The organism is Pseudomonas sp. PWP3-1b2 (assembly GCF_049896045.1).
In the GTDB taxonomy this organism is placed as follows: Bacteria; Pseudomonadota; Gammaproteobacteria; order Pseudomonadales; family Pseudomonadaceae; genus Aquipseudomonas; species Aquipseudomonas antarctica_B.
In genome coordinates this window covers 119,927-142,503 of sequence record NZ_JAFCTN010000005.1, presented here as the reverse complement: position 1 = coordinate 142,503, position 22,577 = coordinate 119,927, and the positions used below count along the sequence as shown (strand labels likewise).

Annotated in this window: 22 protein-coding genes; 10 read left to right on the top strand and 12 right to left on the bottom strand. The window is 60.3% G+C overall.

Annotated elements, in window-relative coordinates; all coding sequences use genetic code 11:
* Positions 1 to 13 precede the first annotated feature (13 nt).
* Entirely contained in the window at positions 14 to 2,197 is a 2,184-nt protein-coding gene (gene yccS / locus ACP7A2_RS05390) for a YccS family putative transporter (RefSeq protein WP_426133391.1), read from the top strand.
* A 94-nt stretch (positions 2,198 to 2,291) separates the two neighbouring features.
* On the opposite strand, the gene ACP7A2_RS05385 is transcribed toward yccS, so the two are convergent.
* Positions 2,292 to 3,029 (bottom strand): substrate-binding periplasmic protein, encoded by a 738-nt coding sequence (locus ACP7A2_RS05385; RefSeq protein WP_426133390.1) that lies wholly within the window; start codon positions 3,027 to 3,029, stop codon positions 2,292 to 2,294.
* Positions 3,030 to 3,226: 197 nt separating this feature from the next.
* Between ACP7A2_RS05385 and ACP7A2_RS05380 the strand changes: the two genes are divergently transcribed.
* Positions 3,227 to 3,682, top strand: coding sequence for a GNAT family N-acetyltransferase (locus ACP7A2_RS05380; RefSeq protein WP_426133389.1), 456 nt, complete (start codon positions 3,227 to 3,229; stop codon positions 3,680 to 3,682).
* A 104-nt stretch (positions 3,683 to 3,786) separates the two neighbouring features.
* On the opposite strand, the gene ACP7A2_RS05375 is transcribed toward ACP7A2_RS05380, so the two are convergent.
* The 3 genes from ACP7A2_RS05375 to ACP7A2_RS05365 are packed head-to-tail and all read right to left on the bottom strand — an operon-like array spanning position 3,787 to position 6,750.
* Positions 3,787 to 4,083: a winged helix-turn-helix domain-containing protein gene (locus ACP7A2_RS05375; RefSeq protein WP_426133388.1), complete on the bottom strand. Its 297-nt coding sequence runs from the start codon at positions 4,081 to 4,083 to the stop codon at positions 3,787 to 3,789.
* An 18-nt stretch (positions 4,084 to 4,101) separates the two neighbouring features.
* Entirely contained in the window at positions 4,102 to 4,602 is a 501-nt protein-coding gene (locus ACP7A2_RS05370; RefSeq protein ID WP_348059764.1) for a M48 metallopeptidase family protein, read from the bottom strand.
* A gap of 42 nt (positions 4,603 to 4,644) precedes the next feature.
* Positions 4,645 to 6,750 carry a putative bifunctional diguanylate cyclase/phosphodiesterase gene (locus ACP7A2_RS05365; RefSeq protein WP_426133387.1) on the bottom strand — a complete coding sequence of 702 codons (2,106 nt, stop codon included), beginning with the start codon at positions 6,748 to 6,750 and terminating at the stop codon, positions 4,645 to 4,647.
* Positions 6,751 to 7,062: 312 nt separating this feature from the next.
* Between ACP7A2_RS05365 and ACP7A2_RS05360 the strand changes: the two genes are divergently transcribed.
* The 3 genes from ACP7A2_RS05360 (at position 7,063) to ACP7A2_RS05350 (ending at position 9,165) form a co-directional block, all read left to right on the top strand.
* A complete protein-coding gene (locus tag ACP7A2_RS05360; protein WP_426133386.1) occupies positions 7,063 to 7,728 on the top strand; it encodes a polysaccharide lyase family 7 protein in 666 nt (221 codons plus the stop codon).
* 468 nt (positions 7,729 to 8,196) lie between these two features.
* Positions 8,197 to 8,490 (top strand): fructose-bisphosphate aldolase, encoded by a 294-nt coding sequence (locus ACP7A2_RS05355; RefSeq protein ID WP_348059758.1) that lies wholly within the window; start codon positions 8,197 to 8,199, stop codon positions 8,488 to 8,490.
* 312 nt (positions 8,491 to 8,802) lie between these two features.
* The gene (locus ACP7A2_RS05350; protein WP_426133385.1) at positions 8,803 to 9,165 is read left to right on the top strand and encodes a hypothetical protein; all 363 of its coding nucleotides are present in this window, start codon (positions 8,803 to 8,805) and stop codon (positions 9,163 to 9,165) included.
* 64 nt (positions 9,166 to 9,229) lie between these two features.
* Here ACP7A2_RS05350 and fba read toward each other — a convergent pair whose 3' ends face one another.
* The 6 genes from fba to tkt all read right to left on the bottom strand — a co-directional run bounded on the left by fba (position 9,230) and on the right by tkt (position 15,504).
* Complete coding sequence (gene fba / locus ACP7A2_RS05345; RefSeq protein WP_003177554.1) at positions 9,230 to 10,294, bottom strand: class II fructose-bisphosphate aldolase; 1,065 nt, start codon at positions 10,292 to 10,294, stop codon at positions 9,230 to 9,232.
* 174 nt (positions 10,295 to 10,468) lie between these two features.
* On the bottom strand, positions 10,469 to 10,804 hold the full coding sequence (locus ACP7A2_RS05340; protein ID WP_348059749.1) for an MliC family protein: 336 nt from the start codon (positions 10,802 to 10,804) through the stop codon (positions 10,469 to 10,471).
* A 61-nt stretch (positions 10,805 to 10,865) separates the two neighbouring features.
* On the bottom strand, positions 10,866 to 11,093 hold the full coding sequence (locus tag ACP7A2_RS05335) for a hypothetical protein (RefSeq protein ID WP_426133384.1): 228 nt from the start codon (positions 11,091 to 11,093) through the stop codon (positions 10,866 to 10,868).
* 29 nt (positions 11,094 to 11,122) lie between these two features.
* Positions 11,123 to 12,286 carry a phosphoglycerate kinase gene (locus ACP7A2_RS05330; protein ID WP_375066524.1) on the bottom strand — a complete coding sequence of 388 codons (1,164 nt, stop codon included), beginning with the start codon at positions 12,284 to 12,286 and terminating at the stop codon, positions 11,123 to 11,125.
* Between the two features lie 26 nt (positions 12,287 to 12,312).
* Positions 12,313 to 13,368, bottom strand: coding sequence for an erythrose-4-phosphate dehydrogenase (epd, locus tag ACP7A2_RS05325; protein WP_426133383.1), 1,056 nt, complete (start codon positions 13,366 to 13,368; stop codon positions 12,313 to 12,315).
* A gap of 138 nt (positions 13,369 to 13,506) precedes the next feature.
* A complete protein-coding gene (tkt, locus tag ACP7A2_RS05320) occupies positions 13,507 to 15,504 on the bottom strand; it encodes a transketolase (protein ID WP_426133382.1) in 1,998 nt (665 codons plus the stop codon).
* A gap of 258 nt (positions 15,505 to 15,762) precedes the next feature.
* On the opposite strand from tkt, the gene ACP7A2_RS05315 reads away from it, so the two are divergent.
* From ACP7A2_RS05315 to ACP7A2_RS05300, 4 genes are all read left to right on the top strand, one after another.
* Entirely contained in the window at positions 15,763 to 16,758 is a 996-nt protein-coding gene (locus ACP7A2_RS05315) for an ArsR/SmtB family transcription factor (protein WP_426133381.1), read from the top strand.
* A 19-nt stretch (positions 16,759 to 16,777) separates the two neighbouring features.
* On the top strand, positions 16,778 to 17,968 hold the full coding sequence (metK, locus tag ACP7A2_RS05310; RefSeq protein WP_426133380.1) for a methionine adenosyltransferase: 1,191 nt from the start codon (positions 16,778 to 16,780) through the stop codon (positions 17,966 to 17,968).
* 153 nt (positions 17,969 to 18,121) lie between these two features.
* On the top strand, positions 18,122 to 19,789 hold the full coding sequence (ligB, locus tag ACP7A2_RS05305; RefSeq protein WP_426133379.1) for an NAD-dependent DNA ligase LigB: 1,668 nt from the start codon (positions 18,122 to 18,124) through the stop codon (positions 19,787 to 19,789).
* Positions 19,790 to 19,859: 70 nt separating this feature from the next.
* Positions 19,860 to 20,255 carry a DUF1090 domain-containing protein gene (locus ACP7A2_RS05300; RefSeq protein ID WP_426133378.1) on the top strand — a complete coding sequence of 132 codons (396 nt, stop codon included), beginning with the start codon at positions 19,860 to 19,862 and terminating at the stop codon, positions 20,253 to 20,255.
* Positions 20,256 to 20,261: 6 nt separating this feature from the next.
* Here the strand turns inward: ACP7A2_RS05300 and ACP7A2_RS05295 are convergent, their stop codons facing one another.
* A complete protein-coding gene (locus ACP7A2_RS05295; protein ID WP_426133377.1) occupies positions 20,262 to 20,711 on the bottom strand; it encodes a c-type cytochrome in 450 nt (149 codons plus the stop codon).
* Between the two features lie 130 nt (positions 20,712 to 20,841).
* On the opposite strand from ACP7A2_RS05295, the gene mltA reads away from it, so the two are divergent.
* The gene (gene mltA / locus ACP7A2_RS05290; RefSeq protein ID WP_426133376.1) at positions 20,842 to 22,029 is read left to right on the top strand and encodes a murein transglycosylase A; all 1,188 of its coding nucleotides are present in this window, start codon (positions 20,842 to 20,844) and stop codon (positions 22,027 to 22,029) included.
* 64 nt (positions 22,030 to 22,093) lie between these two features.
* Here mltA and ACP7A2_RS05285 read toward each other — a convergent pair whose 3' ends face one another.
* A complete protein-coding gene (locus tag ACP7A2_RS05285) occupies positions 22,094 to 22,480 on the bottom strand; it encodes an MAPEG family protein (protein WP_375066515.1) in 387 nt (128 codons plus the stop codon).
* Positions 22,481 to 22,577: the final 97 nt, after the last annotated feature.

The window sequence follows — 22,577 nt, the reverse complement described above, 5'->3', positions numbered from 1 at the left end:
GACTCCAGACTTCATGTCATCGACCTCATTCAAGCAGTCCATGCGGCGCCTGTGGGCGCTGGATAAATTCAGTTACAGCGTACGGGTATTCATCGCCCTCACCGGCAGCATGGCGCTGTGCTGGTACCAGAATGAAATGAGGTTGCTGATCCCGCTGTTCCTGGGGATTATCGCCAGCGCCCTGGCCGAGACCGATGACAGTTGGCAAGGCCGTCTCAATGCCCTGGCGGTGACGCTGGTGTGTTTCAGTATTGCCGCATTGTCGGTGGAGCTGCTTTTCCCCTATCCCTGGATCTTCGCGATTGCCCTGGCCCTGGCCAGCTTCTGCCTGACCATGCTCGGCGCCCTGGGCGAGCGTTATGGCGCGATTGCTTCAGCGACGCTGATTCTGTCGGTGTACACCATGATCGGCGTGGACCAGCGCGGCGGCGCGGTCACTGATTTTTGGCATGAGCCGCTGCTGCTGGTGGCCGGTGCCGCGTGGTACGGCGTGCTGTCGGTGCTGTGGCAGGCGCTGTTTTCCAACCAGCCGGTGCAGCAAAGCCTGGCGCGCCTGTTTCGCGAGTTGGGCCGTTACCTCAAGCTCAAGTCCTCTTTGTTTGAACCGATCCGCCAACTGGATGTGGAAGCGCGCCGCCTGGAACTGGCCCAGCAAAACGGCCGGGTCGTCGCAGCGCTGAATGCGGCGAAGGAAATCATCCTGCACCGCGTAGGCAATGGTCGACCGGGCTCGAAGGTCAGCCGTTACCTTAAGCTGTACTTCCTCGCCCAGGACATCCACGAGCGCGCCAGCTCGTCGCACTACCCGTATAACGCGCTGGCGGAAGCCTTCTTCCACAGCGACGTGCTGTTCCGCTGCCAGCGCCTGCTGCGCCAGCAAGGCAAGGCCTGCCAGGCGCTGGCCGAGTCGATCCAGCTGCGCCAGCCGTTTATCTATGACGACAGTTTCGCCGAAGCCCTGGGCGACCTGAACGCCTCGCTGGAACACCTGCGCATCCAGAGCAACCCCGCATGGCGCGGCCTGCTGCGCTCGTTGCGCGCGCTGGCGGCCAACCTGTCCACACTCGACCGCCTGCTCGGCGACGCCAGCAACCCCGACTCCCTCGCCGACGCCACCGACAGCAGCCTGCTCGACCGTGCACCGCGCAACTTCAGGGAGATGTGGACACGCCTGCGAACCCAGCTGACGCCAACGTCCTTGCTGTTCCGCCACGCCCTGCGCCTGCCGCTGGCGCTGAGTATCGGCTATTGGATGGTGCACTTGATCCACCCGTCCCAGGGCTACTGGATCATCCTCACCACCCTGTTCGTGTGCCAACCGAACTACGGCGCCACCCGGCGCAAACTCGGCCAGCGGATCATCGGCACGGCCATCGGCCTGACCATCGCCTGGGCGTTGTTCGACCTGTTCCCCAACCCACTGGTGCAATCGATGTTCGCCATCGCCGCCGGCCTGGTGTTCTTTATCAACCGCACCACGCGCTACACCCTGGCCACCGCGGCAATCACCTTGATGGTGCTGTTCTGCTTCAACCAGGTGGGCGACGGTTACGGGCTGTTCCTGCCACGCCTGTTTGATACCTTGCTGGGCAGCCTGATCGCAGGCCTGGCGGTGTTCCTGTTCCTGCCCGACTGGCAAGGCCGCCGCCTGAACAAGGTGCTGGCCAATACCCTCACCTGCAACAGCATCTACCTGCGGCAAATCATGCAGCAATACGCCGCCGGCAAGAGCGACGACCTGGCCTACCGCCTGGCGCGGCGCAACGCGCACAACGCCGATGCTGCGCTGTCCACCACCCTGGCCAATATGCTGATGGAGCCGGGGCATTTTCGCAAAGAGGCGGACGTGGGCTTCCGCTTCCTGGTGCTGTCGCACACCTTGCTCAGTTATTTGTCTGGGCTGGGCGCGCACCGGGAAACGCAATTGCCGGCTGAAGTGCGCGAGCATTTGATCGAAGGCGCGGGTAATTCCCTGGCGGCAAGCATTGATGAAATCGCCACGGGGCTGGCGAACAAGCAGCCGATTGCGATTCAGAGTGATGCTGAAGAAGCGTTGGCGGCGGACCTGGAGCAGATGCCGGATGAGATCGATGAAGGGCAGCGGCTGGTGCAGACGCAGCTGGCGTTGATTTGCCGGCAGTTGGGGCCGTTGCGCACGCTGGGGGCGCATTTGATCAAAGACACCAGCGCGGCTTGAATCGCTATCGCAGGCAAGCCAGCTCCCACATTTGAACGTATTCGCAATTCAACAGGTGGGAGCTGGCTTGCCTGCGATGGGGCCCTGAAGAACCCTACATCCCATGCGCCTTCATCAACCGCGCATAACTGCCATCCGCCTTCATCTTCGCAATCTCCCGGTCGAAACCGGCGACGATCTGCGCATGCTCCGGGTGCTTCAAACTGACCAAAATATGCAGGCTGTTCTCACTCAACGGCTTGTCCAGAAACTCCACCGTATTGCGCACCCGTAGTGACTCGCGGGCCAGGTAATACCGGGCAACGTATTCATCTTCCAACGTCAGCCGAACACGCTGCGCCGCGAGCATGCGCACGGCCATGGCGAAGTTATGCACAGGGACTTTCTTTAATTGCGTGTCTTGGTCAAACGGCGCCGAATAGGCATAGCCGCGCACCACGGCAATGGACTCGTCGTGCAGTTGTTCCAGGTTCTGATAATCGATGGGGTCATCCCGGCGCTTGATAAAGCGCACGCGGTTCAGCAGGTATTCGCCGGAAAACTGCCCCAGCTGTGTGCGGGCGTCGTCGTACCACGCGTTAACCAGCACATCGTAGCGGCCATCACCTACGCCCATCAGCGCCCGCGCCCAGGGCACCTGCTCGAAATCGCTGGCGTACCCGGCGCGGGCCAACGCCGTGGTGACGATATCGGTGGCCAACCCGCCATTGATCAAGGTGGCATCGGTAAAGGGAGGCCACGCATCTGCTACCAGGCGCAAACGTTGAGCGAAAGCGGGTTGGGCCACTAGTAACAGTGCGATCAAAGCAACGGCACGAGAAAATCGCGGCATGCTCAAGGTCCTTGGCGGGCAGGCGATGGCCTGATAACAGTAGCTCATCAATGAGCTTGCACCTGAGATTACACAAAGAAGTCAGCGGCGATAGGCCTGAATGGTGGCAAATTGACGCCATTCACAAAAATGCTCAATTTAGACAGAAAAGCCCGTCGCGCTTACTATCGGCACAGGCATTCACAAGAGAACACACCATGACCGTTGAATGGGTCTGCAAACATCACGTTGAGTTGGGCAAAGAGCAGCTGTACGCCATTCTGCGTTTGCGCAACGAGGTGTTCGTCGTCGAACAGAAATGCGTTTATCAGGACCTCGACGGGCAGGACCTGTCGAGTGACACCCACCATCTGATGGCCTGGCAAAACGATGAACTGGTGGCGTACCTGCGCCTGCTGGACCCGCAGACCCAGGGCGGTGATGTGGTGATTGGCCGAGTCATCGTGGCGCCGGTGGCGCGGGGCACCGGGTTGGGCCATCAGATGATGGAAGAAGCCCTCAAGCAAATAGAAGATATCTGGCCCGAGACAGAGATTTTTCTGTCAGCCCAGGCGCATTTGCAGGGGTATTACGGGCGCTATGGGTTTGTAGCGGTGGGTGAGGAATACCTGGAGGATGATATTCCACACATTGGTATGCGCCGGGCGGCTTGAGTACGCCATCGCAGGCAAGCCAGCTCCCACATTTTGACCGTGTGAACCCTTCAAGTGTTGGAGCTGGCTTGCCTGCGATGGGGCCAGACCCGTCATCCCTTGTTTCAGGGATACCCCAACACCTGCTTGATCACCGCCAGGTTCGCCTCGATCCACCGCCGATCAATCGCCCCCCAATTGCGAATCCGATAGTGCCCGGCATGGTTGCGGGCACCGTCTTCCTGCTCGAACTCACACACAATATCCAGGTCGGCCAGCGCCGCAATGGTGTCCTGCGCCGTGCGCCGGGGCATGCCGGTGGCGTCGGTCAACGCCGGTACGCTGCTCGCCAATTGGCTGTCAATCAAGTACGCCACGTACAGGCGGCGGTAGAAGCTGCTCTTGGTCTTGCTCACGTCCATGGTCGGTCGCCTGATGAGTTAGGGCTTGCCCTGCAAGTCGCGATACGTGAGGTACACCCGTAGGTCAAATTCCACCTGGTGGTAGCCCGGCATCATGTATTCGCAGAGTTTGTAGAAGGCCTTGTTGTGGTCCGATTCCTTGAAGTGCGCCAGTTCGTGAACCACGATCATGCGCAAAAACTGCGGCGCGGCCTCCTTGAACAGTGAGGCAATGCGGATCTCTTTCTTGGATTTGAGATTGCCGCCCTGCACCCGCGAAATCGTGGTGTGCAGGCCGAGGGCGCGGTGGGTCAGGTCGAGGCGGTTGTCGAACAGCACTTTGTCGATGGCTGGCGCATTGCGCAGGTGTTCCTGCTTCAGGGCCTGCGCGTAGCTGTACAACGCCTTGTCGCTTTGCACCCCATGGCGCTCGGGGTAACGCTGCTCCAGATAAGCGCCCAACTGGTCCTTGGCGATCAGTTGGCGCACTTGTTCCTGAAGCGCTGCGGGATAGGCCTGGAGGTATTTCAGCGCGGTCATGGGGTCTGCAACACGGTTGGAATGGGCGCCAGTGTAGCGAATTCAAAGCAGACGAGGGTGGGACCAGGTGACCATTTCCTCCGCCATCAACGGCTGCGCCGCCCACGACCCCTGCGCAAACGAGCAACCATTGGCCTTGAGCCAGCGAGCTTGTTCAAGGGTTTGCACGCCCTCGGCAATCACCACCACATCAAAATGCCCACACAGTTGAATGATGCTGCGGGCCATCGCCGCGTCCCGCGTAGAGCCCGGCAGTCGAGCCACCAGTTGCGGGTCAAGCTTGAGCGTATCGAATTCCAGATCGCGCAGATGGGCCAGGGAGCAGTGCCCCAACCCGAAGTCATCCAGGGCGATACGGATGCCGATCTGACGCAACAACTTGAGCTGCTTGGCCGACTCATCCCGGTTACTCATCAGGCTGTCTTCGCTGATTTCCACCTCCAGTTGCCGGCCCTGCAACCCATGTCGCTCAAGGACCTGCTGCAGTTGAGTGGCCAGGTTGGGCATGTTGAACTGGCTGCTGCTCAGGCTCACGCTCAGCACCAATTCTTCATCGAATGTGGTTTGCCAGGCCTGACGCTGGGCCGCCACTTGCTGGTAGATCCACGCGCTCAACTGGCTGATGAGCCGCGCTTCTTCCAGCAACGGCAAGAACAGCCCCGGCGGCACATCGCCGACGCTGGGGTGCTGCCAGCGCAACAGCGCCTCGACGCCGCGCAAGCGTCCGTCTTCGAGCGATACCTGGGGCTGGTACACCAGGGTGAAATCCTTGTTCTGGATAGCGGTGCGCACGCTGTCTTCAAGCATCAAACGCGAGCGGGCGCGGCCGTTCATTTCCTGATCGTAATAGCGATATTGCTGACGCCCTGCACGCTTGGCTTCGTACATGGCGATGTCCGCTGCGCGCAGCAGACCATTCAAATCCGAGCCACAGTCCGGGAACGTTGCAATGCCGATACTGGCGCCGAGCATCACATCCAGGCCGTCGACCTGCTGGCATACCGACACGCGTTCGATCAGTTTTTCCGCAATCTTCGCCGCCTGCTCCGGGAATTCCAGCTCCAGCAACGCGGTAAATTCATCACCGCCCATGCGCCCCAGAATGTCGTAGGAACGCAAACACGCCTGCATCTGCTCCGACACCCAGCGCAATACCCGGTCACCCGCGTCGTGACCCAACGAATCGTTGACCCGCTTGAACCCGTCGAGGTCCAGGTACAACAGCACCAGCGCATTCCCGTTGCGTTCGCTGCGCAGCAGGGTGTTCTCCACGGCCTGGTGGAAACCGCGCCGGTTCAACAACCCGGTCAGCGGGTCGGTCACGGCCTGGAACTCCAGTTGCTGGTGCAGGTGGCGCACCTCGGACATATCCAGCACCGTGACCACCATCGCATGCTGCTCGGCGGGCAACGGCGCGCAGGACAACGCCACCGGCACCTGCTGGCCACGGCCGGTGCGCAAAATAGCGTCGTGCTGGCGCCACGTCTCGCCTTTGCGATACGCCTCGTACATGGGGAAACTGAGCCAGGCGGGCACGTGGGGTTTTTGCAGGAAACTCAGAAAGCTCTCACCCTGCAACTCCGCCATCGTGGCATTGAGCAGCCGTGAAATGGCCGGGTTGGCGTACTCGATCACACTGCCCTCGCCCACCACCAGAATGCCCTCGGCGGCGTTGTCGAGCACCGAGGCGTTGAAGGCGCGCGCGGACTCCAGGTCATGGCTCAGGCGCTGCAAGGCCCGGCGATTACGCTGGTGCTCGAGCAGAGCCTGCACTTTGGGCTTGAGGACAGTGGGGTCAAACGGTTTGAACAGGTAGTCAATCCCACCGCTGGCATAGCCTTCCAGCACCGCAGCGGGCGACTGCGCGTTGGCGGTCAGGAAAATAATCGGGGTCATGCGCGTGCGCTGGCTGCCGCGCATCAGCCGGGCGACTTCAAAGCCGTCCATGCCGGGCATCATCACGTCGAGCAGCACCAGGTCCACGTCGTGCTCAAGCAGCAGTTCCAACGCCTCCAGGCCTGAGCTTGCGGTGAGCACCTGCCAATCTTCCCGTTGCAAAAGCGCACGCATGCTGATGAGGTTTTCCGGGTAGTCATCGACCACCAGAAGAACCGAACTGCCATCGCCGAGGTGTGGAGCGCAATCCATGCTACGTCTCTTCCTTAAGAAGCTGCACCGGTCATATCTGATAAAAAAAGACCGGACAAAAACTGAGGCCTCACTCTAGCCTCGGTTCTAAAAAAGCAGAAGTGACGTCGGTGCCATCATTGCGCCAAAGCTCAGGAAGCCGACTAACGGTAAGGCCCTACACACCCCGTACCATGGGAAACATGGCTTTTTGGCACTCCTCTGACGCCAATAAATTGCCAGGCAAAGTTTAACAAGTGGTTTAACACGCACTATAAAGAACCTGTCTGGCCCACGGGCCAAAGCCTTCACTTCTGCAATAAGGCCAACGTCATGATCGACCTTTCCACCTGGAACCTGAGCATTCCTGTCGGCTCGCCGCCGACGACCATCGACACCCCGAAGCTGATGAACGGTTTCAACGACCAGTACTTCCAGGCCGAAGGCAGCAACGTGCAATTCTGGACACCCGTGACCGGTACCCGCACCGAAAACGCTATTTACCCGCGCAGCGAATTGCGCGAAACCTATGCCGATGGCCGCCTGCGCAACTGGACCTACCCGGATGCCGACAACTTTTTGCGCGCCACCCTGACGGTGAATCAGCTGCCCTCCACGGGCAAGGTCGTGATTGGGCAGATTCATGCCTACGACAGCCAGAAGCCGTTGATCAAACTCGAATACCAGTTCAAGGAAAAAACCCAGTCCGGCAATATCGTCGCCAAGGTGCGCATGCGCCCGGACGACGGCGAAGGCCGCGTGATCACCGTGGCGTCCAATGTGCCGCTGGAAAAAAGCTTCACCTACGTCATCAACCTCAACAAGGCCGGGCTGTTGAGCGTGTATGCCGCTGATGGTGAATGGAACGAGCGCATTGGCGCGGCGTGGGGCGCCAAGCCGTTGTATTTCAAGGCCGGGGTGTATGTGCAGGACAACAGCGGCAACAGCAAGGAAGGCGCGCGGGTGACGTTTGCGAAGCTGGATATTGATCACGAGTGAGCATCGCTCACTATCGTGTAGGTCTTATCCTAACGAACCAGAGATCAATCACTGTTTAGGACAGGCCAATGATCCCTGTGGGAGCCGGGCTTGCCCGCGAGGGCGGTGTATCAGGCAACATCTTCAGTGACTGACACGCCGCCATCGCGGGCAAGCCCGGCTCCCACAGGGGTTCTGCGTCCTACACGGCCGTTGCGACAAGCCAGATGGCCGCTTATAGTTCGCCCCGTCGCTGGCATTGAACAGCGATAGGGTTTCGCAGCCCTAACGATACGTGTGTAACCAAGCATCATGACTGCAACGATGAGCGCTTTTGCGCCCGACGTTTATCTTATGGTGGCTGTGTGTGGGAGACCTTCGGGTCTGCCGGGTTCCTCGTATCCTCGGTCTGCGAACCCGCACACAGCTACCACCCATTCGTTTCGCAGCGAACGGCGGTAGTCCTTTTAGATACGAGGAATATTTGCCATGAAGCCACAACAACCGCCCCGCCGCTTCTACCCCTGCACCGAAACCGCCACCGACTCCGCCGTACTGCTGATCGACAGCGAAGCCCCACTGCCCGACCTCCACGCCTGCCTGCGCGAGCGCCTCAACGCGGCCCTTGAACACCTCAACCTGATGGCCTGCTCCAGCCTGCCGGACTTCGCCGAGCGCGACCTGAATAACGTCGCCAACATTGCACGCATTCTGGTGCAGGACGTGAGCGACGTGTTCCGCGTGATCGAACACCGCGGTTTCGATACACCTGACGCCGCCTGATCAAATCCCGGCCACAAAAAAGCCCGCATCGCTGCGGGCTTTTTAATTTCTGGATTAATACACGTCACCCGCAGCCTGGCGACGTCCAACCCGCAACTATTTCAGACACCGTTGTGGACGCGGCCCAAAATTAAAAAGCCAAAAACACCCGCCTACCATTCGAAATAAATATAAGTAACTGTCATTTATAACAGGTCACACACAACCATTTACACACTAGCCTCATGGACGAAACAAGAAAATTATCACTGAAGAATAAACACGCTCATTCCAAATCTTAAAAACCTCGCACACACAGGAACGGTGAAAAATATGGGCCAGGATAATCCGAACGGAACTTACAAAGGGACCGTAAATGATGCCATTGTGAAAAATGACGCCACCCTGACAATTACTTCATCAGACCCGCAGACAGGCACTATAAGTAAAGCCAGCATGGATTATTCCGGCCGCAAGTTTGAAGTTGATGGCTCTTTCATTTATGAAAACGTAATGGATGAGTCCGCTTTATCCTTAACGCTTCGAGCGCAAGCCGGCGAGCCGGCCAATGTCGTACTCAGTATTACTATGAGATCGCTCGACAGAAATTACTCTGAATTAGAAGGTACCGTTCGTGTTGAGGCCGGCGGGCCAGGTGCCGGCACAGCCTACAACATTGCCCTTAAGAAAAGCTGACGCCTTTTCAAATGCAAAAAACCCGTCTGACGACGGGTTTTTATATCGCTACACCTGTAATTAATCAGTTGACCTTGGCGTTCAACTCACCTTTCAGGTAACGCTGGTACATGGCTTCCAGTGAGATCGGCTTGATCTTCGAAGCGTTGCCGGCAGTGCCGAAGGCCTCGTAGCGCGCGATACACACGTCACGCATGGCGGTCACGGTGGCGCCGAAGAATTTACGTGGGTCAAATTCGCTCGGGTTGGTGGCCATCAGGCGACGCATTGCGCCGGTGGAGGCCAGGCGCAGGTCGGTGTCGATGTTGACCTTGCGCACGCCGTACTTGATGCCTTCGACGATTTCTTCAACCGGTACGCCGTAGGTTTCTTTGATGTCGCCGCCGTACTGGTTGATGATCGCCAGCCACTCTTGGGGCACCGAGGAAGAACCGTGCATCACCAGGTGGGTGTTCGGGATGCGCTTGTGGATTTCCTTAATGCGGTCGATGGCCAGCACGTCGCCGGTCGGCGGCTTGGTGAACTTGTAGGCGCCGTGGCTGGTGCCGATGGCGATGGCCAGGGCGTCAACCTGGGTCTTTTTCACGAAGTCGGCGGCTTCTTCCGGGTCGGTCAGCATCTGGCTGTGATCCAGCACGCCTTCGGCGCCGATGCCGTCTTCTTCGCCGGCCATACCGGTTTCCAGGGAACCCAGGCAGCCCAGCTCGCCTTCAACCGACACGCCACAGGCGTGAGCCATGGCCACGGTTTGTTGGGTGACGCGTACGTTGTATTCGTAGTCGGTTGGGGTTTTGCCGTCTTCGCCGAGGGAGCCGTCCATCATCACCGAGCTGAAGCCCAGCTGGATGGAACGCTGGCACACGTCAGGGCTGGTGCCGTGGTCCTGGTGCATGCACACCGGGATGTGCGGGAATTCTTCGATCGCAGCGAGAATCAGGTGACGCAGGAACGGCGCGCCGGCGTATTTGCGGGCACCGGCCGAGGCCTGGACGATCACTGGGGAGTCGGTCTTGTCAGCGGCTTCCATGATGGCGCGCATCTGCTCAAGGTTGTTGACGTTAAAGGCTGGAACGCCGTAGCCGAACTCGGCTGCGTGGTCCAGCATTTGACGCATGCTGATAAGTGCCATTGTGTTGTCTCTCCCGGTAGAGGGTCGTTAATCGTGCAAGCCTGCCGTAGCGGCGGCTGCTATTCAAGTTATTGCAGATCAAGAGGTTAAGGCTTGAGCTGCTGAATCGTTATTGCTGACTCAATTCCCTGTTTGGAGCCAGCTCCCACATTGGATCTCATCAGATTTGAGAGCCTATTGAGCTTTACAGCCGCGCCCAATCAAATCATCGGTGGCGACCCAGTAAACCAGGCCTTCCTCACCTTTTGTGTGAAACGCCAACTGGCCGTCGCTGTACAGCACGCCCGAGGCGGCAACGTCTTGTTTGAGGCGATACACCTGATCGGAACCGCCGAGGCGCACATCCACCTCGTTGCGGGCCGCATTGGCAAAGCGCCAGTTGACCTCGGCCTTGCTGTCGCAGGTCCAGGTGGTCCACTTGTCGGCAGGCTCTGCCTTGTTGCTGAACATGTTCATGCTGCTGCAACCGGCCAACAAGGCCAGGGCTGCCAGGGCGAAAACGCCTTTCATTGCCAATCCTCGAACGGCGGCCCAGGGGCCGCCACTGCTGTGGGTTAGTTGATCAGACCCATCAAGGGCAACCCTGTTCCTGACCGTTGGGCGCGGCGTCGTATTCCTCGAGCCGCTCGTTGCCGATGCGCTTGTTGATCACCGGCATGGTCTCGGCCTGCCAGTCAGCCTGGTAGCAGCTTTTTTTCTGCGAAGGCCCGGGCTTTTCAGCGTCGGGTACCGCGCGTGGCGTGCTGCCGCAGCCGGCCAACAGGCCCGCTGCGATCACCAGTACCAACGACTTGATCATGGGAATGCTCCTTTTCCGGATCACGAGCCTTAGCCTTTGGCTCGGGTTTCCAGGACTTCAACGGCTGGCAGGACTTTGCCCTCGACGAATTCGAGGAATGCGCCGCCACCGGTAGAAATGTAGGAGATCTGGTCAGCAACGCCATATTTATCGATGGCCGCCAGAGTGTCGCCGCCACCGGCGATGGAGAAAGCCGAGCTTTCGGCGATGGCCTTGGCCAGCACTTTGGTACCGTTGCCGAACTGGTCGAACTCAAATACGCCGACCGGGCCGTTCCACAGGATGGTCTTGGACGACTTCAGCAGTTCAGCGAAGTTGGCCGCGGTTTGCGGGCCGATGTCCAGAATCATGTCGTCGTCGGCCACGTCAGCAATCAGCTTGACGGTGGCTTCGGCGCTTTCAGCGAATTCCTTGGCAACTACCACGTCCACCGGCAACGGCACGCTGACCTTGGCGGCGATGGCACGGGCGGTGTCGAGCAGGTCCGGCTCAAACAGGGACTTGCCCACCGGGTGGCCGGCTGCGGCCAGGAACGTGTTGGCGATGCCGCCGCCGACGATCAACTGGTTGCAGATGGCGCTCAGGCTGTTGAGCACATCGAGCTTGGTGGAGACTTTGGAGCCGGCGACGATGGCAGCCATCGGTTGCGCCGGAGCGCCCAGCGCCTTGCCGAGTGCATCCAGTTCAGCTGCCAACAGTGGGCCAGCCGCTGCAACCTTGGCGAACTTGGCCACGCCATGGGTCGAACCTTCGGCGCGGTGTGCGGTGCCGAAAGCGTCCATCACGAACACGTCGCACAGGGCCGCGTATTGCTGGGCCAGTTCGTCGCTGTTCTTTTTCTCGCCCTTGTTGAAGCGCACGTTCTCGAACAGCACGATGTCGCCCGGCTTGACGTCAACGCCGCCCAGGTAGTCAGCCACCAACGGCACGTCGCGGCCCAAAGCCTTGCTCAGGTAGTCGGCGACAGGCTTGAGGCTGTTTTCGGCGGAGAACTCACCTTCGGTCGGGCGACCCAGGTGGGAGCAGACCATCACGGCCGCGCCTTTTTCCAGGGCCAGCTTGATGGTCGGCAGCGAGGCCAGGATTCGCGCATCGCTGGTGACAACACCGTCCTTGACTGGGACGTTGAGGTCTTCGCGAATCAGTACGCGCTTACCTTGCAGATCGAGGTCGGTCATCTTCAACACGGTCATGGGTCGCAGTTCCTGAATTGACTTATTTAAAGGGCAGATTTGGATGAGGCGATGTGCAGATAGTGCTCTGCCACGTCGAGCATGCGGTTGGCAAAACCCCATTCGTTGTCGAACCACGCCAGGATGTTCACCAGCCGTGGGCCGGAAACGCGAGTCTGGCTGGCATCGACAATCGCCGAATGCGGGTCGTGATTAAAATCACAACTGGCGTGGGGCAACTCGGTGTAGGCCAACAGGCCTTTGAGCGGGCCGCTGGTGGCGGCGTCACGCAAGATACGGTTGACCTCAGTCGCGTCGGTGTCGCTGACGGTTTGCATGGTGATGTCCAGGCAGGACACGTTCACCGTCGGCACCCGTACGGCTTTGGCCTGAATTCGCCCGGCAAGTTCCGGTAACAATCTTTCGATGCCGCGGGCCAGGCCGGTGGACACCGGAATCACTGACTGGAACGCCGAGCGCGTGCGGCGCAGGTCTTCGTGGTGATAAGCATCGATCACCGGCTGGTCGTTCATGGCCGAGTGAATCGTGGTGATCGACACGTAATCCAGGCCGATCGCCTGATCCAGCAGGCGCAACAGCGGCACGCTGCAGTTGGTGGTGCAGGACGCGTTGGACACCAGCAGCTCATCGCCGGTCAGGCAATCCTGGTTGATGCCGTAGACGATGGTGGCGTCGACATCCGCCTCGCTGGACATCGGCTGGGAAAACAGCACACGCGGTGCGCCGGCGTCGAGAAAACGCTGGCCATCGGCACGGGTGTGATAGACACCGGAACATTCCAGCACCAGGTCGACGCCCAGTGCTTGCCAGTCGATGCCTTCGGGGGTGGCACTGCGCAAGACCTGCACGCAGTTGCCATTAATGTGCAGACAGTCGTCTTCAACCCGCACTTCGCCAGGAAAGCGGCCGTGGGTGGAGTCAAAGCGTGTCAGGTATTCGATGCTGGCCATGTCGGCCAAATCATTGATCGCCACAATTTCAAACCCGGCCGCCGCCCCTCGCTCGAACAGCGCACGCAAGACGCAACGACCGATGCGGCCGTAGCCGTTGAGTGCAACTTTGTAGGGACGCGGTTGAGGCATGGGGTTCTCGATCAATGTTCGTTCGGTGTTGAATGTTCTGACGCTATCGCGGGCAAGCCCGCTCCCACATTAGACCGCGATCCAAATGTGGGAGCGGGCTTGCCCGCGATAGCGCCAGTACACACAACGCAGACTGACTTAGTCTTCCAGCAGCTCTTCAGCCTGACCCAGGATGTTTTCCAGGGTGAAACCGAACTCTTCGAACAAGGCTGGCGCCGGCGCCGACTCACCGTAGGTGGTCATGCCGATCACGCGGCCTTCCAGGCCCACGTACTTGTACCAGTAGTCGGCGTGAGCCGCTTCAATGGCGATACGCGCGCTGACCTGCAACGGCAATACCGATTGCTTGTAGCCGGCGTCCTGGGCTTCGAACACGCTGGTGCACGGGATCGACACCACACGGACCTTGCGGCCTTGCTCAGTCAGCTTGTCGTATGCCTGAACGGTCAGGCCGACTTCGGAACCGGTGGAGATCAGGATCAGCTCCGGCTCGCCTTCGCAGTCCTTGAGCACATAACCGCCACGGCTGATGTCGGCGATCTGCGCGTCGGTACGCACTTGGTGCTGCAGGTTCTGACGCGAGAAGATCAGCGCCGAAGGGCCGTCCTTGCGCTCGATGGCGTGCTTCCAGGCCACGGCGGACTCCACCGCGTCGGCTGGGCGCCAGCAATCCAGGTTCGGTGTGGTACGCAGGCTGGTCAGTTGCTCGACCGGCTGGTGCGTCGGGCCGTCTTCGCCCAGGCCGATGGAGTCGTGGGTGTACACATGGATCACACGCTTCTTCATCAGCGCAGCCATACGTACCGCGTTACGCGCGTATTCCATGAACATCAGGAAGGTTGCGCCGTAAGGCACCAGGCCGCCGTGCAGCGACACACCGTTCATGATGGCGCTCATGCCGAACTCGCGCACGCCGTAGTACATGTAGTTGCCGCTGGCGTCTTCGGCCGTGACACCTTTGCAACCTTTCCACAGGGTCAGGTTGGAACCGGCCAGGTCAGCCGAACCGCCGAGAAACTCAGGCAGCAATGGGCCGAAGGCGTTCAGGGTGTTCTGGCTGGCTTTACGGCTGGCGATGGTTTCGCCCTTGGCGGCGACTTCAGCGATGTAGGCCGAGGCTTTTTCCGAGAAGTCGGCAGGCAGGTCACCGGCCAGGCGACGCACCAGTTCGTTGGCCAACGCTGGGAATTCAGCGGAGTAGGCAGCAAAACGCTGGTCCCACTCGGCTTCAGCGGCCAGGCCTTTTTCCTTGGCGTTCCACTCGGCGTAGATGTCAGCCGGGATTTCGAAGGGGCCGTGGTTCCACTTCAGCGCTTCGCGGGTCAGGGCGATTTCCGCGTCACCCAATGGGGCGCCGTGGCAGTCTTCTTTACCTTGCTTGTTCGGCGAGCCGAAACCGATGGTGGTCTTGCAGCAGATCAGGGTCGGCTGCTCGCTCTTGCGCGCGGTCTCGATGGCGATCTTGATTTCTTCCGGGTCGTGACCGTCGACGTTGCGGATTACCTGCCAGTTGTAGGCTTCGAAACGCTTCGGAGTGTCGTCGGTGAACCAGCCTTCGACTTCGCCGTCGATGGAAATGCCGTTGTCATCGTAGAAGGCAATCAGCTTGCCCAGGCCCAAAGTACCGGCCAAAGACGACACTTCGTGGGAAATGCCTTCCATCATGCAGCCATCACCCAGGAACACGTAGGTGTGGTGGTCGACAATGTTGTGGCCAGGACGGTTGAACTGCGCCGCCAAAACTTTTTCAGCGAGGGCGAAACCAACGGCGTTGGCCAGGCCCTGGCCCAGGGGACCGGTGGTGGTCTCGACGCCTGGGGTGTAGCCGAATTCCGGGTGGCCCGGGGTGCGGCTGTGCAGCTGGCGGAAGCTCTTGAGGTCGTCAATGGTGACGTCGTAGCCGGTCAGGTGCAGCAGCGAGTAGATCAGCATCGAGCCGTGGCCGTTGGACAGCACGAAGCGGTCACGGTCGGCGAACGATGGGTTGCTCGGGTTGTGTTTCAGGTAATCACGCCAAAGTACCTCGGCGATATCCGCCATGCCCATCGGGGCACCGGGATGGCCGCTGTTGGCTTTTTGCACGGCATCCATGCTGAGGGCACGAATGGCGTTGGCACGCTCACGACGGCTGGGCATCGCTGATCTCCTGGAGGTTGAATAAAAGAAACGGAAAAAAGGACCGGCATTTTCCCTCAGCCACCGCCTGCGGGCAATGACAGATAGTCACTTGGGGTGTTTTTCCTGCCGTTTGCAGCGCAATGCCTTGCAGAAAGGGCCAGTCGGTTCGTTCAAAGGTAATAGCGGCTGCTTATAACCGCCACTTATCGATCAATATCAAAACTTTTTGATATTGCCCTTGCGGGGATATCCACCCGTCTCTAGACTGCTGGCCTTATGAACCTACCCGTGCCCTCCCTGCGTCCCGACGACGGCGATGAACTGGCAGCCTTATGCAAGGCCGCTGGCGATCCGTTGCGTTTGAACGTGTTGCGCGCACTGGCCAACGATTCGTTCGGTGTACTGGAGCTGGCGCGGATCTTCGCCATCGGCCAGTCCGGCATGAGCCACCACTTGAAGGTATTGGCCCAGGCCGACCTGGTGGCCACCCGCCGCGAAGGCAATGCGATTTTTTACCGCCGCGCCCTGCCCCACACCGAATTGCTCGGTGGCAAGCTGCATGCCGCCCTGCTTGAAGAAGTGGACAGCCTGAGCCTGCCAAGTGACGTGCAGTCGCGTATCGCACAGGTTCACGGGCAACGCGCCGCCGCCAGCCAGGACTTTTTCTCACGGGTGGCCGAGAAGTTTCGCGCCCAACAGGACCTGATTGCCGGCCTGGCCCAATACCGCGAAAGCGTGCTGGCGCTGCTGGACAAGCTGAGCTTCAGTGATGAAGCGACGGCGCTGGAAGTCGGCCCCGGCGACGGTGGTTTTCTGCCGGAACTGGCGCGCCGTTTTCAACAGGTTACGGCACTCGACAACAGCCCGGCGATGCTCGAACTGGCGCGCCAGCTGTGCGAGCGCGAGGCGCTGGGCAACGTCAACCTGCAGTTGGCCGACGCCCTGAATGACACCAGCCTGCGGGCCGATTGCGTGGTGCTGAACATGGTCTTGCACCATTTTGCCGCCCCCGCCGACGCCCTCAAGCAAATGGCCGGGTTGCTGCACCCCGGCGGTAGCCTGCTGGTTACGGATTTATGCAGCCACAACCAGAATTGGGCCAGGGAGGCCTGCGGTGATCTCTGGTTGGGTTTTGAACAGGACGATCTGGCCCGTTGGGCCACCGCTGCGGGACTCGTTCCCGGGGAAAGCCTCTATGTAGGTTTACGTAATGGTTTCCAGATTCAGGTCCGCCATTTTCAGCGACCGGCTGGCGACACTCACCATCGGTAAATATCAGGAAAACATCGAGATGAGCGAATACTCCCTTTTCACCTCCGAGTCCGTGTCTGAAGGGCATCCGGACAAAATCGCCGACCAGATTTCTGACGCGGTGCTGGACGCCATCATTGCTGAAGACAAGTTCGCCCGTGTGGCGTGCGAGACTCTGGTGAAAACGGGCGTGGCGATCATCGCCGGCGAAGTCACCACGTCTGCCTGGGTCGACCTGGAGCAGATCGTTCGTGATGTGATCACCGAGATCGGCTACACCAGCTCCGACGTGGGCTTTGACGGCGCGACGTGCGCGGTGATGAACATCATCGGCAAGCAGTCCCCCGACATCAATCAGGGCGTTGACCGCGCCAAGCCTGAAGATCAGGGCGCCGGCGACCAGGGCCTGATGTTTGGCTACGCCAGCAATGAAACCGAAGTGCTGATGCCGGCGCCGATCACCTTCTCTCACCAGTTGGTGAAGCGCCAGGCCGACGCCCGTAAGTCCGGCCTGCTGCCGTGGCTGCGCCCGGACGCCAAGTCCCAGGTAACCTGCCGTTACGAAGGCGGCAAAGTCGTGGGTATCGACGCCGTGGTGTTGTCGACCCAGCACAACCCGGACGTGTCCTACAACGACCTGCGCGAAGGCGTGATGGAGCTGATCGTCAAGCACGTGCTGCCTGCCGAATTGCTGACCAAAGACACTCAGTTCCACATCAACCCGACCGGCCAGTTCATCATTGGTGGCCCGGTAGGCGACTGTGGCCTGACCGGTCGCAAGATCATCGTCGACAGCTACGGCGGCATGGCCCGTCACGGCGGTGGCGCGTTCTCGGGTAAAGACCCGTCCAAGGTAGACCGCTCGGCGGCTTACGCCGGTCGTTATGTGGCCAAGAACATCGTCGCTGCCGGCCTGGCCGAGCGCTGCGAGATTCAGGTTTCCTACGCCATTGGTGTGGCCCAGCCTACGTCGATCTCGCTGAATACCTTCGGTACCGGCAAGATCAGCGATGACAAGATCGTCAAGCTGGTGCGTGAGATCTTCGACCTGCGCCCGTACGCCATCACCACCATGCTCGACCTGTTGCACCCGATGTACCAGGAAACCGCAGCCTACGGCCACTTCGGTCGTACCCCTGCGCAGAAGACTGTCGGCGACGACACCTTCACCACGTTCACCTGGGAAAAAACCGACCGAGCCAACGACCTGCGCACCGCCGCCGGCCTGTAATCGCTCACGGTACACACAGCCCCGCCGGGTTCGCCCGGCGGGGCTTTTTATTGCCCGTTACAGAAATCAGCTAACAATTTCGCCGTGCCACCAGGCTGTTTTGCGAGTGAGCGGATGACTTAGGCTGGGCACCCTTTTCGAGCAAGGATGCTCATGATGCGTTTACTGATAATTCTATTACTCAGCGCCCTGCCCTTTCTGGCATGGGCCGAAGCATGCCCCGATGATGCCTGGTCACAGGTCGACGCCTTGGCCAAACAGATCAGCCAGTGGGATGACAGCTACCACCGGCTCGGCCAATCGCCGGTCAGTGATGAGCTTTACGACCAGGCTCGCCAGCGCCTTGCCCGCTGGCGCAAATGCGCGCCTGACATCACTCGGGAAGCTGACACGCCCCTGAAAAGTTCACGCGGCACGCTGCCGCACCCGGTCGCCCATACCGGCCTGGACAAACTGCCGGATGAGCCGGCGGTGAGCGATTGGCTTGGCACACGCCAACAGGTGTGGATTCAGCCCAAGGTCGACGGCGTTGCGGTGACGCTGGTCTATCGCCAAGGCCGGTTGAGCCAGGTCATCAGCCGAGGCGACGGCTTGCTCGGCCAGGACTGGTCAACCGCCGCGCGCACGCTTCCCGGCATCGTCCAGCAATTGCCGGAACCCATCGACCTGGTGCTGCAAGGCGAACTCTATTGGCGCCTGCCCGATCATGTGCAATCCACACGCGGCGGGCTGAGTGCCCGGGGCAAAGTAGCCGGGCTGATGAACCGCCGACAACCATTGAGCGACGCCGAGTGTGCCGGGATTGGCTTATTCGTCTGGGCCTGGCCCGACGGCCCGGCAGACTTCAGCGAACGCCTGGCCACCCTGGCACGTCTGGGCTTCAGCGACACGGGGCGTTACAGCCAACCCGTTCAGACCATCGCCGAGGCCGCGCACTGGCGCACTTACTGGTACAACCACCCACTGCCCTTCGCCAGCGATGGCGTGGTGTTGCACCAGGCGGCGCGAGCGCCCGCCAAACGCTGGCAGGCCAGCGATGCTTACTGGGCAGTCGCCTGGAAATACCCGGCGGCCAAAGCACTGGCACTGGTGCGAGCGGTGAACTTCAAGATCGGCCGCACCGGGCGCATCACGCCCATCCTGGCGCTGGAACCGGTGCGGCTCGATGACCGGCAGATCAGTCGCGTCAGCGTTGGCTCGCTGAAACGCTGGCAGAGGCTGGATATACGCCCCGGCGATCAGGTGTCCATCAGCCTTGCCGGCCAGGTCATTCCGCGGCTGGAGCGGGTGATTCTGCGCAACGAAACCAGGGTGCCGGTGCCAGTGCCCGATGCTGCGGATTATCACGCCCTGAGTTGCTGGCAACTGGACCCCGGCTGCGAGGAACAATTGCTCGCTCGCCTGGCCTGGCTCAGTGGTAACCAGGGCCTGGCCATGCCGCACATGGGGCGCGAGACCTGGAACGTAATGATCCAGGCCGGTCTAATCGCAGGCTTTCTCGATTGGTTAACCCTGGATGCGGCAGAGCTTGCTAACATTGATGGCTTCGGCGAGCGCAGCCGTGCGCGGGTGCTCGACAGCATTCAAAGTGCGCGGCAACGCCCGTTTGCACAATGGCTCAAAGCCCTGGGCGTACCGCCTGTGGCCCGCAACAACCTTGAAGGTGACTGGCAGACATTGGTCGCCAAAGACACCCAGGCCTGGCTGACCACTGATGGCATCGGCCCGGTTCGCGCAGCGCAACTGAGCGCTTTTTTTCGCGACCCGCACGTTCAGGCGCTGGCTGAAACATTACGTGTGGCGGGTATTGACGGTTTTTGAATCGACTCGACCCCTTTTAACCAACGGCAGAATTCACCCTGCCATCTGATTGCGACATTTGGAGCCCTTTATGAAATTTCTCGCCCCGCTTGCCCTGTTAACCGTCGCAAGCTTTATGGCCACGCCGTTGCTGGCCGCCGAAGAAGCCCCGCAACTCACCGGCTGCGCTGCCAAGCGCCAGGCCATCAGCACCCAGATCGAACAAGCCAAGGCCCATGGCAACAGCGAACAGCAAGCGGGCCTGGAAAAAGCCCTGAGCGAAGTCACCGCCAACTGCACCGACGCGTCCTTGCGCAAAGAACGCGAGAACAAGGTGCTTGATGCCAAGCACGAAGTCAGCCGCCGTCAGGCCGACCTCGACAAGGCGATGAAAAAGGGCGACGCAGACAAGATCAACAAGCGCAAAGACAAGCTTGCCGAGTCCCGCAAAGAGCTGCAGGACGCCGTAGAGGAACTCGACGAGTAAATGCGGTCAGTGGTCGCGAAACTGCTTGTGGCAGGCGGTGCAGGCATCTTCGACCTTCTGCACGGCCGGCCCGAGGTTGCTGGCTTTGTAAGGCTGGACCTGGCTTGCGCTCACCAATTCACCGGTGGCCGTTTCAAGGTTTCGCGCCAACGCCTGGAAACGTGCCTGCTGCTGCCACACGTTGTCTTTGGCGCTGGTGTGATCGTCTTCGCGCACGCTCGGGAAATGCTTCCAGGGCTCATGGGACAACGCATCCAGCTTGACCGCGCCGTCGGCAAATTTTGCACCGTCGAACGGGATACGCCCACGCAACATGCCACCCAGGTCTTCGCTGGTCTTGAGCATTTGCTTGAAAATCGCCTTGCGCTGACCCAAGGGTGAATTCGGATCGACGCCACCACAGGCGGACAATGTCAGGCAGGCCAGCAGTACTACGGTCAGTCTTTTAACAGTCATGTGGGTTTCAAGGTCACAGGAAATGGCGGCCAGTATCCTCGCCCCGCCTGCAAAGACCAATAGCCCTATTAATAATAAGGGTTGCCCGATGGCGTCCAATGCCCGGGCAATCGCTTCAGGAATTACTGGTATGAATGTCACGTTGAAACCCTGGAGCCGCCGATTGGCGTGGGCTCTACCAATGATCGCGCTGCTGGCCGGTTGCGATGGCGGCAAAGACACCGGCAAAAAAGACGACGCCGTCAAACCCCATGCCGTCGCCACCTATGTGAGTGCACCGTGGGAAGCCTTGCCAGCCGTGTCCGACAGCGATTTGCTGGCTGGGTTTGAATCCTGGCGCAGCGCCTGCCAACGCCTCAAGGCTGATCCGGTCTGGGGCGCAACCTGCGCCGCCGCCGCCACGGTGCCGGGAGATGCGCCAGCCGTTCGCGGTTTTCTCAAGGAGCGCCTGGATGTGTTCGGCCTGCGCTCGGCGGATAACACGCCGAACGGTTTGATTACCGGCTACTACGAACCGGTCTACCCCGGCAGCCTGACCGAAACCGCCACCGCCCACGTGCCGGTGTACGGCGTGCCGGATGACCTGATCATCGTCAACCTGGAAAGCATCTACCCCGAACTCAAGGGCAAACGCCTGCGTGGCCGCCTTGAAGGCCGTGTACTCAAGCCTTATGACGATGCGAGCACCATCAACGGCCAGGGCTCCACTGCCAAGCCGATTGCCTGGCTGACCGACCCGATGGACCTGCAGTTCCTGCAAATCCAGGGTTCCGGGCGCATTCAACTGGCAGGCGGGCGGCAACTGCGAGTGGGTTACGGCGACCAGAACGGCTACCCCTATCGCCCAATCGGCCGCTGGCTGGTTGAGCAAGGCGCTCTGAAGAAAGAAGACGTGACCATGGGCGCCATCAGCGCCTGGGCCAAGGCCAACCCGCAACGTATTCCTGAACTGTTGGCGAGTAACCCCAGCTACGTGTTCTTCAGCGCCCGCCCCGACAGCAATGAAGGCCCGCGTGGTTCGCTGAACGTGCCGCTGACGGCCGGCTACAGCGTGGCAGTGGACCGCAAGGTGATTCCGTTGGGCAGCCTGTTGTGGCTGTCGACGACCAAGCCGGATGGCTCGCCGATCACAAGGCCTGTGGCCGCTCAAGACACCGGCGGCGCTATCACCGGCGAAGTGCGCGCGGACTTGTTCTGGGGCACTGGCCAGGCAGCCGGGGAACTGGCAGGGAACATGAAGCAGCAGGGGCAGATCTGGATGCTGTGGCCAAAGGGCGCTGCGTTGCCGCAGGTGCCGGATGCGCCAGCCGGAACCTGACACGCACCAAAAACCAACGGTGGGAGCTGGCTCGCCAGCGCCCACAGAAGTGCGACGTCAGGCTTTAGATCGAGACAAAAAAGAAGCTCGCAATCAGCGCCATTCCCACCGCCCATACCAGCGACCGGAACATCGCCCAGTCCGCCAGGTAGCAAATGATGTACAGCAGGCGACTGGTGATAAACAGCACGGCCAGCACATTGATGGTCACCAGCGACGCGGTGCCGGCCAGGTGCGCAATGATCACCGCCGCCGCAAACGCCGGGGTCACTTCAAAGCTGTTGAGTTGCGCGTTGTGGGCACGCTTGGCGACGCCTTCGAGAGTATCCAGGAAGGCACGCGGGTCGTGGTTGTGCCGTGGTCCGAACTTGCCGCCGCTGAACTTCGCGACTCCCGTGCACAGATAAGGCAGAACAATTGCGATCAACACACACCAGAAAGCGACGGTCATCACTGATTCCTTTTGTCGTTTTAGTCAGACGTTAGAGTTTTAGCATCAAAAAAGCCGAGCCGCACTTACCCGCTATGAGCGGCGACGCGCCAAAAGG

Bases quoted from the DNA above. Each gene is read 5' to 3' on its own strand.
- ACP7A2_RS05365 (WP_426133387.1), bottom strand. From the start codon at position 6,750: ATGGATTGCGCTCCACACCTCGGCGATGGCAGTTCGGTTCTTCTGGTG.
- ACP7A2_RS05295 (WP_426133377.1), bottom strand. From the start codon at position 20,711: ATGACTGTTAAAAGACTGACCGTAGTACTGCTGGCCTGCCTGACATTG.
- yccS (WP_426133391.1), top strand. From the start codon at position 14: ATGTCATCGACCTCATTCAAGCAGTCCATGCGGCGCCTGTGGGCGCTG.
- ACP7A2_RS05380 (WP_426133389.1), top strand. From the start codon at position 3,227: ATGACCGTTGAATGGGTCTGCAAACATCACGTTGAGTTGGGCAAAGAG.
- ACP7A2_RS05360 (WP_426133386.1), top strand. From the start codon at position 7,063: ATGATCGACCTTTCCACCTGGAACCTGAGCATTCCTGTCGGCTCGCCG.
- ACP7A2_RS05315 (WP_426133381.1), top strand. From the start codon at position 15,763: ATGAACCTACCCGTGCCCTCCCTGCGTCCCGACGACGGCGATGAACTG.
- ACP7A2_RS05370 (WP_348059764.1), bottom strand. From the start codon at position 4,602: ATGACCGCGCTGAAATACCTCCAGGCCTATCCCGCAGCGCTTCAGGAA.
- ACP7A2_RS05330 (WP_375066524.1), bottom strand. From the start codon at position 12,286: ATGACCGTGTTGAAGATGACCGACCTCGATCTGCAAGGTAAGCGCGTA.
- metK (WP_426133380.1), top strand. From the start codon at position 16,778: ATGAGCGAATACTCCCTTTTCACCTCCGAGTCCGTGTCTGAAGGGCAT.
- tkt (WP_426133382.1), bottom strand. From the start codon at position 15,504: ATGCCCAGCCGTCGTGAGCGTGCCAACGCCATTCGTGCCCTCAGCATG.
- ACP7A2_RS05375 (WP_426133388.1), bottom strand. From the start codon at position 4,083: ATGGACGTGAGCAAGACCAAGAGCAGCTTCTACCGCCGCCTGTACGTG.
- fba (WP_003177554.1), bottom strand. From the start codon at position 10,294: ATGGCACTTATCAGCATGCGTCAAATGCTGGACCACGCAGCCGAGTTC.
- epd (WP_426133383.1), bottom strand. From the start codon at position 13,368: ATGCCTCAACCGCGTCCCTACAAAGTTGCACTCAACGGCTACGGCCGC.
- ACP7A2_RS05355 (WP_348059758.1), top strand. From the start codon at position 8,197: ATGAAGCCACAACAACCGCCCCGCCGCTTCTACCCCTGCACCGAAACC.
- mltA (WP_426133376.1), top strand. From the start codon at position 20,842: ATGAATGTCACGTTGAAACCCTGGAGCCGCCGATTGGCGTGGGCTCTA.
- ACP7A2_RS05340 (WP_348059749.1), bottom strand. From the start codon at position 10,804: ATGAAAGGCGTTTTCGCCCTGGCAGCCCTGGCCTTGTTGGCCGGTTGC.
- ACP7A2_RS05385 (WP_426133390.1), bottom strand. From the start codon at position 3,029: ATGCCGCGATTTTCTCGTGCCGTTGCTTTGATCGCACTGTTACTAGTG.
- ligB (WP_426133379.1), top strand. From the start codon at position 18,122: ATGATGCGTTTACTGATAATTCTATTACTCAGCGCCCTGCCCTTTCTG.
- ACP7A2_RS05335 (WP_426133384.1), bottom strand. From the start codon at position 11,093: ATGATCAAGTCGTTGGTACTGGTGATCGCAGCGGGCCTGTTGGCCGGC.
- ACP7A2_RS05350 (WP_426133385.1), top strand. From the start codon at position 8,803: ATGGGCCAGGATAATCCGAACGGAACTTACAAAGGGACCGTAAATGAT.
- ACP7A2_RS05300 (WP_426133378.1), top strand. From the start codon at position 19,860: ATGAAATTTCTCGCCCCGCTTGCCCTGTTAACCGTCGCAAGCTTTATG.
- ACP7A2_RS05285 (WP_375066515.1), bottom strand. From the start codon at position 22,480: ATGACCGTCGCTTTCTGGTGTGTGTTGATCGCAATTGTTCTGCCTTAT.